This is a genomic window from Streptomyces sp. NPDC058457, assembly GCF_042720695.1.
Lineage (GTDB): Bacteria > Actinomycetota > Actinomycetes > Streptomycetales > Streptomycetaceae > Streptomyces.
Genome location: NZ_JBHXLU010000159.1, coordinates 1 through 12,759, shown reverse-complemented (window position 1 = coordinate 12,759; position 12,759 = coordinate 1). Strand labels below are relative to the sequence as shown.

The 12,759-nt window shown below is 69.4% G+C and carries 9 protein-coding genes; 7 read left to right on the top strand and 2 right to left on the bottom strand.

Annotation, left to right across the window (positions count from 1 at the left end; all coding sequences use genetic code 11):
* Positions 1-73 precede the first annotated feature (73 nt).
* Complete coding sequence (locus tag ACFWPS_RS52995; RefSeq protein WP_383721555.1) at positions 74-763, top strand: response regulator; 690 nt, start codon at positions 74-76, stop codon at positions 761-763.
* 33 nt (positions 764-796) lie between these two features.
* Here the strand turns inward: ACFWPS_RS52995 and ACFWPS_RS52990 are convergent, their stop codons facing one another.
* Positions 797-1,561 carry a hypothetical protein gene (locus tag ACFWPS_RS52990; protein WP_383721552.1) on the bottom strand — a complete coding sequence of 255 codons (765 nt, stop codon included), beginning with the start codon at positions 1,559-1,561 and terminating at the stop codon, positions 797-799.
* Positions 1,562-1,776: 215 nt separating this feature from the next.
* On the opposite strand from ACFWPS_RS52990, the gene ACFWPS_RS52985 reads away from it, so the two are divergent.
* Both ACFWPS_RS52985 and ACFWPS_RS52980 read left to right on the top strand, forming a co-directional pair.
* Positions 1,777-2,940, top strand: coding sequence for a sensor histidine kinase (locus ACFWPS_RS52985; RefSeq protein WP_383721549.1), 1,164 nt, complete (start codon positions 1,777-1,779; stop codon positions 2,938-2,940).
* A complete protein-coding gene (locus ACFWPS_RS52980; protein ID WP_383721546.1) occupies positions 2,937-3,599 on the top strand; it encodes a response regulator in 663 nt (220 codons plus the stop codon). Before ACFWPS_RS52985 ends, ACFWPS_RS52980 begins: the two co-directional genes overlap by 4 nt.
* A gap of 133 nt (positions 3,600-3,732) precedes the next feature.
* On the opposite strand, the gene ACFWPS_RS52975 is transcribed toward ACFWPS_RS52980, so the two are convergent.
* Positions 3,733-4,833: a sodium-dependent transporter gene (locus tag ACFWPS_RS52975; RefSeq protein ID WP_383721543.1), complete on the bottom strand. Its 1,101-nt coding sequence runs from the start codon at positions 4,831-4,833 to the stop codon at positions 3,733-3,735.
* A 168-nt stretch (positions 4,834-5,001) separates the two neighbouring features.
* Between ACFWPS_RS52975 and ACFWPS_RS52970 the strand changes: the two genes are divergently transcribed.
* The 4 genes from ACFWPS_RS52970 to ACFWPS_RS52955 all read left to right on the top strand — a co-directional run bounded on the left by ACFWPS_RS52970 (position 5,002) and on the right by ACFWPS_RS52955 (position 12,408).
* The gene (locus tag ACFWPS_RS52970) at positions 5,002-5,838 is read left to right on the top strand and encodes a hypothetical protein (RefSeq protein ID WP_383721541.1); all 837 of its coding nucleotides are present in this window, start codon (positions 5,002-5,004) and stop codon (positions 5,836-5,838) included.
* A 281-nt stretch (positions 5,839-6,119) separates the two neighbouring features.
* Positions 6,120-7,103, top strand: a complete 984-nt coding sequence (locus ACFWPS_RS52965; protein WP_383721538.1) for an aldo/keto reductase — start codon at positions 6,120-6,122, stop codon at positions 7,101-7,103.
* 1,236 nt (positions 7,104-8,339) lie between these two features.
* Entirely contained in the window at positions 8,340-9,623 is a 1,284-nt protein-coding gene (locus ACFWPS_RS52960; protein WP_383721536.1) for a hypothetical protein, read from the top strand.
* Between the two features lie 391 nt (positions 9,624-10,014).
* Positions 10,015-12,408, top strand: coding sequence for a transglycosylase domain-containing protein (locus tag ACFWPS_RS52955; protein ID WP_383721533.1), 2,394 nt, complete (start codon positions 10,015-10,017; stop codon positions 12,406-12,408).
* The last annotated feature ends 351 nt before the right edge of the window (positions 12,409-12,759 follow it).

Below are 12,759 nucleotides of genomic sequence, written 5' to 3'. Positions count from 1 at the left end.
TGGGGCCCTTTTTCCGCCCGCCCCCGGGGGGGGGGGGGGGCGCCCCCCCGCCCACCGCGGGAGGTGACCGCTGGTGATCCGGACCCTGGTGGTGGACGACGACTTCCGGGTCAGCCGCATCCACTGCGACTACGCCTCCCGCGTCAAGGGCTTCGAGGTGATCGGCCAGGCGGCGACCGTGGACGCGGCGCTCCACGCGGTGCGCACCCTCCAACCGGACCTGCTGCTGCTCGACATCTTCCTGCCCGACGGCAGCGGACTCGACGTGCTGCGCCGGCTGAGCGGAGACGAGGGCGGCGACCGCCCCGACGCCATCATGATCACCGCAGACCGGGACATCACCTCGGTGCGCATCGCGATGAAACTCGGCGCCGTCGGCTACCTGGTCAAACCCTTCGGCGCGCCCGACCTCGCCGAGCGGCTCACCGCCTACCGCGAACTCCAGCACCGGATGGACGCCCTCGGTACGGTCCCGGAGACCGACCAGGCCGATGTGGACGCCCTGTTCAGCGCCGCCCGCCCGCCGGCCGTGCCCCGCGTCCCCGCCAAGGGCCACTCCGCCCCGACGCTCGCCCTGCTGCACCAGACCCTGCGCACCGCGCCCGACGCCCTGTCGGCCGCGGAGGCCGCAGAACGCACCGGGGTCTCCCGCGCCACCGCCCAGCGCTATCTCTCCTACCTGGTCAAGGAGGGCATGGTCCGGCTCGAACTCCGATACGGAGCCACCGGACGCCCCGAGCACCGCTACCGCGTCGCCCACTGACCGGGAGACGGACGCCGTCCCGCGCCGGCCGGATCAGGGCAGCGCGGCGGGGCTGAGCGCCGGGGTGTCATGGTCGTCACGCGGGTGGGACAGGGCGAGGTAGCCGACCAGCGCGGCGCACACCAGCGCGGCGAGGATCGCCGTGGTGCCGAAGCCGACGCCGATACCGAGCGGCTTGTCCATGCCGAGCCAGTCGGCGAGTGAGGCGCCCAGGGGGCGGGTGAGGACGTACGAGGCCCAGAACGCGGCGATGGCGTTGAGCCCGGCGAAACGGTGCAGCAGCCACGGCACGAGGATCGCCCCGCCGAACAGCAGCGCGGAGTGCACGAATCCGAGGTCGAGGTAGAAGCCGGTCAGGTCGCCGGCGGCGGTGCCCAGGGCGAAGGTGAGCGTCACGGTCAGCCAGTAGAAGGCCTCGCGACGGCGCGTGTCGACGGTGTGGATCGACAGCGTGCGCTCGGTCGCGTACCAGGCGGCGAAGCACCCGGCCAGGGCGATCGCGTACCCGGTCGTCGTGACCGGCAGGGGCACGTGCAGTCCGACGCGGAAGCAGTCCGCGGCGGCGGTGCCGAAGACCGCGATCATCGCGACGGTGAACCAGTACGGCGCGGGGTGGTACCGCGAGGAGCGGAACTGCCACCAGAGGGCGCCCACCAGAGCGGCGGCACTCGTCCCGGCGGACAGCCACAGGCTCCACTGGCCGAGGAAGTCGGAGGTGGCCTCACCCATGCCGGTGGTGAGGACCTTGACGATCCAGAAGAGCGCGGTGGCCTCGGCGACTTTCGTCGGCACGTTCACCGATTTTTCCTTTTCCATTTCCGATCCTCTGCTTCTCTGTGATTTCACTGTGCCGATTTCGCTGTGTCGATTTCGGGGTGCCGTTTCCGGGGTGTTCTCCCGGCGAGGTTAGAAATGCGGGCGGGAACGGCGCGTCAGCCGATGGTCGCTACTTTCCGCAGGTGTACGACCTTCGGTTGATGTCCCGGGCGCCGGTGTCCCGTAGCCTCGGGAGCGTGATTTCGATCGGCCCGGAATTCCTCGAGCGTGTGCGCCGGCCGGCCCTCGCGCCCCTGCTGGTGTTCGGGCCGCCCCTCGTCTGCGCCGCCGTCGCGGTCCACGAACTGCTCTACAACCGGGCCAGTGCGGTGGACTGGACGCTGGCGGCGGCGGTGATCGCGCCGCTGGTGCTGCGCCGCCGGGCCCCGGTCGCCGTCTTCTGGTGCTGCTGGGTGGTGGCCGTGCTGACCTGGGCCCTCGGCACCGTCTCGCTCGCCGAGCTGGCCGTCCTAGTCGCCCTGTACACCGTCGCCGCCGAGCGCAGCCTCCGGTACTCGCTGAGCGCGGCGGTCGCCGTCGCGGCCGGTGCCGGTGTCGTGGCGGTGCGGTTCGGGCCGCCGGGCAGTGTCAATGACGTCGTGGTGGTGCTCACCGGCCTGGCCGCGGCGGCCTTCTTCCTGGGTACGACCGTCCGGGCGCAGAGCCGTTACCTGGTCTCCGTGGAGGATCGCGCCCAGCGGCTGGAGCAGGAACGCGCCCAGCAGTCCCAGCTCGCCGCGGCGGCCGAACGCACCCGCATCGCACGGGAGATGCATGACATCGTCGCCCACGGGCTGGTCGTCGTCGTCGCCCTCGCCGAGGCCGCCGCGGCCACCACGGCGACCGATCCGGACGGCGCCCGCGACAAGATGCTCCAGGCCGCCTCGACCGGCCGCCAGTCACTGACCGGCATGCGCCGCCTGCTCGGCGTCCTGCGGGCGGAGGACGGGGCCGACCGGGCACCGCAGCCGGACCTGGGCTCGCTCAAGACCCTGGTGGACGAGACCCGCCGCACCGGCCTGGACGTCCGGCTGACCGAGACCGGCACCGGGCAGCGGTTGGACGCCGAAGTGCAGACCACGCTCTTCCGGATCGTGCAGGAGTCACTCACGAACGTCGTCAAGCACGCGACGGAGGCGTCGGAGGTCGACATCGTCCTGCACCGCGACCCCTCCAGGGTCTCCTTCACCGTCACCGACGACGGCAGACCGGGCCCCGGTCCCCGCCCGGACACCTGCACGGGCAACGGTCTGACCGGGATGCGGGAGCGGGTCGCCCTGTTCGACGGCGACCTGACCGTGGGACCCACCGCCAGGGGCTGGACGGTCTCCGGCGAACTGAAGCTGAGCGAGCCGGGATGACCATCAAGGTCCTTCTCGCCGACGACCAGGCGCTCGTCCGCATGGCGTTCCGCAGCCTGCTCGGCACGATGCCGGACATCACGGTCGTCGCGGAGGCCGCCGACGGCCGGCAGGCCGTCGACCTCGTCCGGCGGACGACACCGGACGTGGTCCTCATGGACGTCCGCATGCCCATGATGGACGGCATCGAGGCGACCCGTCGGATCACGAGTGTCTCGCCGTGCCGCGTCCTCATCCTGACCACCTTCGACCTCGACGAGTACGCGTTCGAGGGGCTGCGGGCGGGAGCCTGTGGATTCCTCCTCAAGGACGTCGTCCCGGCCGTGCTGCACGAGGCGATCCGGGCCGTGGCCTGCGGCGACGCGGTACTCACCCCGCGCATCACCCGCGACCTCGTCGACCGCTTCGCCAAGGCCGCGCCCTGGCCGCGCGACGAGGCGGCCGGCGCGCTGTTCGCCCAGCTGACGGCCAGAGAACGGGACGTCTTCCACCTCATCGCCACCGGCCTGACGAACGCGGAGATCGCCCAGCGCCTCCACCTCACCGAAGCCACCGTCAAGACCCACATCACACGCATCCTGGCCAAGCTGCAGCTCCGGGACCGGGTCCAGGTGGTGATCTTCGCTTACGAACACCACCTGCGCCCGCACGGAGCCTGACCGTTCACGCCCGCGAGGCGGCGGAGATCGGCGCCTTGCCGGCGGGCGTTTGCCGCCCGGCGGGGACGAGGCAGCGGAGGCAGTCCTTGGCTGACACCCGACGTGGCGGAATGGGTGGCCACGATCAGCCTGTTCATCGGCACGCTTGCCGCCTGGACGACCGCGCAGGCGTCGAGCCCGCCGGTCGCCGGTGTCGTCCCCGTACAACCCAGTGGGCGACTGTCTTCTGGAGCAGGCCATAGGCGAGGACCGGAAGCAGCAGATGCGGTTTGTCCGGGAGTGCGGCTGTGATCAGCACGGCGCTCGCGCTGCTGTTGTTCATGCCGCAGGCGAGGGTGAGCGACGAGGCAGCGGGCGGGTCCAGCCGCAGCAGCCGCGCCGCGCACCGGCCGAGCACGAACGACAGTTGGCAGACCAGCGCCGCCACGACCAGCGTGGCACCGAGCAGCAGGGGGCGCGGCCGGGCGACGAAAGAGCCGAGGGCGCCGCTGGCGTTGACGTACGTCAGGACCAGCGACCCGACCAAGGCCCCGGGTACGACGACTCCCGACGCTCTCCTCAGCCAGGACGAAGGAAGGGCGAGCCGGACCAGGAGGCCCGCCGCGCAGGGCAGCACCACGCCGACGAAGGCGAAGCCGCCGCCCGCGGTGTGTCCGCTCGTGGCGAGCGAGTCGGCGTAGCCGTCGCTGAGGAGGGGGGACAGGAGCCGGATCACCACGGGTGTGGTGAGCGGGCTGAGGAGGGTGGAGGCGAGGACGAGGCCCACCATCGTGGGCTGGTCCCCCTCGCCCTTCCCGGTCCACACGGTCGCGCCGGCTGCGACGGGCATGGCGACGATCAGGATCATCGCGGTGACCAGGCCGCTGCCGCCGTCGGAGTCGGGCGAGTTGTGGAGCAGGTACGCGACCAGCGGGATGACCAGCAGGGGGATCGCAAGGTGCAGCGCGAGCCCCGCGAGCAGTGCGCTCGGGCGGCGCAGTACGCGGCCCAGTTCACGGACGGGCACCTGGAGCCCGGCGGAGAACAGCACCAGCCACAGCAGGCACGGGGCGGTGGACAGCGGCAGGCGGAGCAGCGGCCCGAGCGGCAGGGTGTGGGTGTGGCGCAGCCACAGGCCGGGGCCCGGTAGGAGGAGGGCGCCGGCGTAGGACAGGACGACGGCTCGGCCCAGGCGGCGCCGCAGCCATGCGGTCGCGCGGTCAGTGGGCGCGGAGGCGGTGCTCGGAGTGTGCAAAACGGTCTTCTTCCGTCGCGGGGGCAAGGGCGGGACGGAGGACCGGTATGAGAAGACGGTGTGCGTGCGTGTGCATGGAGCCATGCTGCTCGTGCGGCACGCGCGTGGTGGCCGATGCTTGGCGGCAGTCAGGATGCGTTCAGGTGCCCGGTGGCATGGTCGGGCAGTGTGATCCATGAAGCGTCTGGGAGTCAGCTGGTTCCGGAGGCCGGTCAGGCCCCCGGTTCTCAGGGCCGACTGCGTTGGAGCAAGGTGCCCGAACTCACCGTCTACTTCTGGATCATCAAGGTGCTGTGCACGACGGTCGGCGAGACCGCGGCCGACCTGCTCGACGAGAAGGCCGGGCTCGGCCTGACCGGCGTGTCGGTGGTGATGATCGCCCTGCTCGCCGTAGCCCTGGTGGTCCAGTTCCGCTCCAGCGCCTACCGGGCCGGCGTGTACTGGACGGCGGTGGTGCTGATCAGCGTCGTCGGCACGCTGATCAGCGACGACCTCAGCGACAACCTGGGTGTGCCGCTGGAGATCAGTACGACGGTCTTCGCGATACTCCTCTTGGTCGTGTTCGTCGTCTGGTACCGGCGCGAGCGGACCCTGTCCATCCACCACATCGACACCACCGCCCGTGAGTCCTTCTACTGGCCGGCGGTCCTGTCCACCTTCGCCCTGGGCACCGCGGCCGGTGACCTGGTGTCCGAGCGCGTCGACCTCGGCTACTGGCTGTCCGCCGTCCTCTTCGCGGCGGTCATCGCCGCGGTGGCCATCGCGCACTTCGCGCTGGACCTGGACGCGGTGTGGAGCTTCTGGATCGCCTACATCCTGACCCGCCCGCTGGGCGCTTCTATCGGCGACTACCTCTCCCGGCCGACGGGCGACGGCGGCCTCGGCCTGGGCACCGTCGTGACCGGCGCTCTGTTCCTGGTGGTCATCCTCGGACTGGTCGTCTACCTCTCCGTCACCCGCAGGGATGCCGCCGAACCGGAGTGCGTGTCGGGACACCCGGCCTGAGCCACGAGCCCGGCCGGTGGTTTCTCCCATCAGTTCCGGCCGCGCTCGAGGATGCTGGACGTCCAGCGTGTCGGCCAGGGCGAACGCGGCGGGCAACGCCACCGTCACGGCCGAGTTCGACGATGCAACACCCGCGAGTGACGGCATTGGCGAGGACGCGGATCGGGCGCGCTCGGCCAGGTGCTGTCCGGCGGATCCTGACGCGCGAAACCCCCTTGGAGAGATGGTGAGGGCCACGGCAGGATGATCCCGCGTCACCAGCCACGTGAGGGGAACGGTGGATGAGGCAGAACCGGCTCGGGAAGAGCAAGGTGCAGGTCACGGAGCTGGGCTTCGGGGGCGGTCCGCTCGGCGGGCTCTTCGAGCCGCTGGACGACGAGACCGCCGCGGAGGCCCTTGAGACGGCCTGGGACAGCGGGATCCGCTACTTCGACACCTCTCCGCATTACGGCATCGGGCATTCCGAGCGCCGTATCGGTGACCTCCTGCGTGGCAAGCCACGCGAGGAGTGGACGCTGTCGACGAAGGTCGGCAGGCTGCTGGTTCCGCAGGACCCGGCGGGCCGGATGGACGAGTCCTTCGCGGTGCCCGCGACGCACCGTCGGGTGTGGGACTTCACACGAGACGGTGTTCTGCGCAGCGTGGAGGACTCGCTCGGGCGGATGGGCGTCGACCATATCGACGTGCTGTTCCTGCACGATGCGGAGGAGCGTTTCGAGGACGCGTTGCGCGAGGGCTACCCGGCCCTCGCCGAACTGCGTGCCCAGGGGATGGTGGGCGCGATCGGCGCAGGGATGTACCACCCGGGCAAACTGACCCGGCTGGTCGAGGAGTCGGACGTCGACGTAGTGATGCTCTCCGGCCGTTACACGCTGCTGGACTCCAGCGCCCTCGACGAACTGCTGCCCGCCTGCATGGACCGGGGGGTCTCGGTGCTTGCGGCTTCGATCTTCAACTCCGGCCTGCTCGCCACGGCCCGCCCCGCCGAGAGTGCCACCTTCGACTACGCGCCCGCCACCCCGCAGATCCTTGAGCGCGCGCATCGCATGGCTGATGTCTGCGAGGCACATGGTGTGACGCTGCCGGCGGTGGCGATGGCCTTTCCGCTCCGCCACCCGGCCGTGTCGGGCATCGTGGTCGGCATGCGTACCGCGGACGAAGTACAGCGCAACGTCGCAGCGTTCGGCGCGGAGATCCCTGCGACGCTCTGGGACGATCTGCGAGGCGAAGGTCTTCTGGACGAGCGGGCACCGGTGCATACCTGACGTCCCCCGAATCATGATCGGACGGCCAGGACTCGTCCGTCTGATCATGTGATCCAGCCCGCGGTCGGGCAGGCCGCGCACCAAGCCGGACAGCCTCGCGGCGGACAAGGTCTGCAGCCAACGGCCCGTGCCGCATCCACCTGCGACGCCGGGGCATCCGGCACACGAATCCCGGAGAAGGCCGACAGCGAGGCCGTCCGCCTGCCCTGCGCAAACGCAACACCGTCGAGCGGGCGATCGACAAGCTCGAGCAGTCCCGGGCCGTGGCCACCCGCTTTGATGAACGCGGCTACGTCTCCCGTCGCGGGGGAGGGGAGGGGAGAGGGGCGGGGGCGACCGCTATGAAGAAGAGGTGCGTGTGCACATGAAGCCGTGCTGCTCGTGATGTACGAGTGGGGCGAGCGATACGCACGGTGGCAGTCAGGATGTGTTCAGGTTCCAGCTGGCACAGTCGGGCACTATGACCGATGAAACGTCTGATGGTCCGGTGGTTCCAGAGGCGGCCACCCACCAGCGAGACCGGAAACGAGCCGGCGAACAACCGGCCGAAGCGGGCTCGCACCACTTCTCCGGCACTGAGTGGGGAAGTGCCGGGAGAGTCTCAGTGCAGCCTGGAGGGGCGGCCGCACGGGTGGATCGGGCAACGCGAATTCAAGCGCTACGCAGGTTGAATTCCGGGGCGAAGTTCGGTACGAAGTTCCCGCAATTCCGGCTGATTTCGCCGGCCGGGGCTCGAATCGGCTCCTCGAAGTCCTTAGCCTGGCCAGGGGAAGGGAAGGCCTCCCGGTCGACCGGCGTCGGCGCGGTCTGACCCGAGAAGTCGAACCCTTCCAAGACGGCCAATGCTCGCATGCCGGCGACCGCAGCGCCAAGTCTCTCCACCTCGGCGACTCCCATTAGCGGCGTCAACGACTTCCTGGCGCCTCCCTACGGGGTGGAGCAGGCGGTAAAGGCGTTTTGTGCAGTACGCGGGAAAATCTCAAGATCCGACTGACAAGGTATGCCGCCCTCGGTCATGGCAGGTATACGGAAAGTCCTCGCGAGAGCCGAGGGAAGAACAAAAGCACAGGTCATTTCAAGAACGCGAACCCTGTCGCGGATAACGCCTCCGGCGGCGCGGACCGAACAGGCTTGACGAGTAATCGAAGCCATACCGCGGCCCTGTGAATCCGAGACCGTGCTTGGCCATGCATTTCTGGACAATTACCGCTGCGCAGACGTGAGGGACACCCCTCCGTGCTGCCACTCGTTCCATGCGAGGGTTACATGACAACTGCGACGACGCCCGAGGGCCTTCGGACGCCTGCCAAGCAGATGCTGAACAAGGTTCCCGAGGTCACGATCTGGTTCTGGATCATCAAGATCCTGTGCACCACGGTCGGCGAAAGCTTCGCCGACTGGATCAATATGAACCTCGGCGTTGGCCTGATCAACACGGCGTTGATCTTCACCGTGGTTCTGGCAGGCGTCATGGTCTGGCAGCTCACCACCAACCGCTACGTCCCGTTCGTGTACTGGCTCACCGTCGTGGTGGTGAGTGTGACAGGCACCCTCTACACCGACATCCTCACCGACAGCCAGGGTGTTCCCCTCGCGTTGAGCAGCAGCGTGTTCGCCTGCGTCCTGGCCGTCGTCTTCGGGATCTGGTACGCCCGCGAGCGGACCCTGTCGGTCCACACCATCACCACGCGTCCCCGTGAACTGTTCTACTGGCTCGCGGTCCTGGTCACTTTTGCCCTCGGCACCGCAACCGGCGACTGGACCCTGGAACTGACCGGCTGGACGCCGGGTGCCTCCGTGTTCCTGCCTCTCGGCTTGATCGTCGCGATCGTCCTCGGATGGCGCCTCGGCGCCAACGCGGTGCTCTCCTTCTGGCTCGCCTACATCCTCACCCGCCCGCTCGGTGCCAACCTCGGCGACTGGCTCGGCTCGCCCAGCGGCGACGGCGGCCTGGGTCTCGGCACCGCGGTGACCAGCGTGATCTTCCTGGGTGCGATCCTCGCCACGGTCGTGTACCTCACGGTCAGCCGCAGCGATGTCATCGAGACCCACGATCTCTCTCATGCCCCGCAGGCGCTGAACCCGGCGCGTGAGCGGATCATGCTCGGTTACTACGCCGTAGTGGCGATCGCAACCGCGACGCTTCTCGTCTGGGCGCACCACCAGCCCCACGCGGCCGCGGCCGGCGAGGACGACGCGCCCGCGCCCGTAACCGCCCATCTCACCCCGAAGCAGGCGACGTCGCCGTTCCCTCCGGCTGAGATCGCGAAGTTCCGAACGATCGCCGCTGACACCCTGGCAAAGGTCAATTCGGGCGACCAGTCGGCCGCGACCACCCGAGTGACCGACCTCGAAACCGCTTGGGACAAGGATCAGTCCACTCTCGAGCCCAAGAGCGAGCAGTCCTGGCACTTCCTCGACAGCGAAATCGACCAGGTCCTGACGGCGCTGCGCGCCTCGAGCCCCGACAAGGCCACCGAGGTCAAGGCACTGAACACTCTCCTCACCTCACTCGGCTGACCAACCACGACGACGGCCTGCCCCGACGCATCTCCTGCGCCGGGGCAGTCGGCGGACCGAGCCGGACTCGGCACGGGGATCGCCGACGGGCCGTGGCCGTCGGCACTGGAAGCCGCGCAGGGGCTGATGCCGGGCTACGGCTCGTTTTTTGGTCTGGCGGTTGCATACGTTTTGCGAGTGCGACCTACTCTTACCACTCGTAGGAGTTTCCGAGGAAGGTGTCAGCGTGTCCCGGGCAGGCCCATGAGGCACCCGGCGGGCGGTCCCGCGGCGATGGCGGGGCCGTGTCCTTTGCTGAGGAGTGGCGAGAATGAGCGAACACCGGCGCAGATCGTCGGGCAGGGCCGCACCGTCCGGCAGACCGTCCGGCATACCGTCTGGCTCTGACGGTATGCCGGACGGTGGCCGGGCCGCGGCACGCAGGGCCGCCCAGGCCCGGGGCGGGCGTGCCCGCCGCGCGGGGGGCACGCGACGTACGGACGCCCGACGTCCCGGTCGGCGCGGCCTGATCGACTACCCGCGGGTGGGCAAGCGCGGCCTCCGGCGGTGGCTGCCTTCGTGGAAGCTGGTGACCGGCACCTTCCTGCTGTTCGTCGGCGGCCTGGTGGGCCTGTTCGGCTATGCCTACGCCACGACGACGATCCCCGGCGCGAACCCCAGTACGCAGGCGCAGAGCAACACCTACTACTGGTCGGACGGCTCGGTGATGACCACCCAGGGGTCGACCAACCGGCAGAACGTCGATCTCGCGCAGGTCCCGAAACTGGTCCAGTGGGACTTCCTCGCCGCGGAGAACGCCACCTTCTACTCGGATCCGGGCGTCGACACACAGGGCATGCTCCGCGCCGTCTACCACATGGCCACGGGTGGTGAGGTCCAGTCGGGATCCACCATCACCCAGCAGTTCGTGAAGAACACCTACCTCAGCCAGGACCAGTCGGTCACCCGCAAGCTCAGGGAGATCATGATCTCCCTGAAGATCGGTGGCCAGATGACCAAACAGCAGATACTGCAGGGCTACCTCAACACCTGCTACTACGGCCGGGACGCCTACGGGATCGAGGCAGCGGCCCGTACCTACTACCACGTGCATGCCTTCCAGCTGAACGTCAGCCAGGGGGCCTTCATCGCCGCCACGGTCAACGAGCCGAGCCTGCTGATGCATGCCGACACCGATCCGCAGGCCAAGGCCCAGGCCAAGGCACGCTGGAAGTACGTGCTGGACCGGATGGCCAAGATCCACGAGATCACCGACGCCCAGGAACAGCACTACCTGGCGTCAGGGTTCCCCACGCCCAAGCCGTACTCGCCGTCGGCGGGAATGTCCGGGCAGACCGGTTACCTGGTGCAGGCCGCGGCGAAGTACGTCGAAGCGCACACCTCCCTCACGGACCAGCAGCTGGAGCGCGGCGGCTACCAGATCTACACGACCTTCGACAAGAAGAAGGTGAACGCGCTGTCGGCGTCCGTCGCGGCGATGGAGCACCGGCACCTCGACCCGAAGCACCGCTCGGCCGACAAGGACGTCCAGGTCGGCGCGGCGTCGATCGATCCGTCAAGCGGCGCGATCGTGGCGCTGTACGGTGGGGCCGGCTGGAACAAGGGGCACTGGACGGACAACGCGGACGCGACCGGTGTGCCGGTCGGCTCCACCTTCAAACCCCTCGACCTGGCCGCCGCTCTCGACCACGGCGCCGTTCTCTCCCCCGGGCAGCCGGCCTCACCGATCACCCCGGCCTCGAAGTTCAACGGCGACGACGGCATCACCATCAAGAACCAGCAGGGCCAGGAGCTGCCGGACTCCAACGACCCCACGGGGCTCTTGCACCAACGCAACGACGTGACCACGAAGTGGGGTTACATCACCCTGCGCAAGGCGATGGAGGAGTCGGTCAACACTCCCTACGTCCAGCTCGGCGAGTACGTCGGCTACGACAACGTGGAGGGCGAGGCACTGAAGGCGGGGCTCCTGCGCACGAGCCTGCAGTACGACACCCCGGGCTTCTACATCGGTACCTCCACACCGTCGGCGATCCGCATGGCAGACGCGTACGCCACCTTCGACGACGGCGGGATCCAGCACGAGCCGTACTCGGTGACCAAGGTCGTCGCCGACGGCCGGCAGCTGTCCGGCTTCGACAAGCCCAAGGGCACCACGGCCATGCCCGCGTCGACCGCCGACACCGTCACCGACGTCCTGCAGGACGTCGTCAAGAACGGCACAGGTACCAACGCCCAGGCCCTGGGCCGCCCGGTGGCCGGCAAGACCGGTACGACCGACGACTACAAGTCCGCCTGGTTCATCGGCTACACCCCGCAACTGACCACGGCCGTGAGCATGTTCAAGGAGAACCCGAAGAACGCCGGCCTGCAGTCCATGCAGGGCGTCGGCGGCTACGCCAAGGTCTTCGGCGCAGACATGCCCACCGAGGTGTGGACCGGTTACATGACCGCCGCCCTCCGGGGACAACCCGTCCAGCAGTTCCCGCCCGCGCCCCAACTGGGCCAGAGCACGGACGAATACGGCGCACCCTCGCCCACACCCTCCGCCACCGCAGTCCAGAGCACACCCACGGCCACCCCGACCGCACCGGCCACCCCCAACCGCACCACCGCACCGTGCCACCGGCATCGGAGGCACTGCGTCAGCCCAAGTCCGACCGACACCGTCGGCACCACCACCGGCACCGGCGGCGGGCTGCTCGGCGGCACAACCGGCGGTAACACCTCACCCTCACCGACGACCGGCTCACCGACCCCGGCCGTTACCCGCGGAGGGCCTTGAGCCGCGGCACGGTGGCCCGTGGCCTGCCCAACCTGTCGGCGTGCCGCGGCGTGGGGGAGGCCTCGGCATCCGGGCAGGTGTCCGCCGCCGGGCGACACTCCCGGGTTTCAGGCACGGGCCTGCCTGCCCGGACCGGGCTCGCGCCGACGGTGATGCGGAGGGGTGTCGCGCAGCCGCAGCAGGCCGCACGCCACGCGGTCTGATCAGGCACGCGGCAGGCGTTCAGGCTCGGTTCAGGCTGGCGCTGCCAAGGTCAGTGGTTGCGATCGCCTCGTCGCGGTCGCCCATCCGGCAGGGGGGGCGCCCCCCCCGAACCGGGCCGGGCCCCCCCCGGCCGCCGCCCACAAAGAC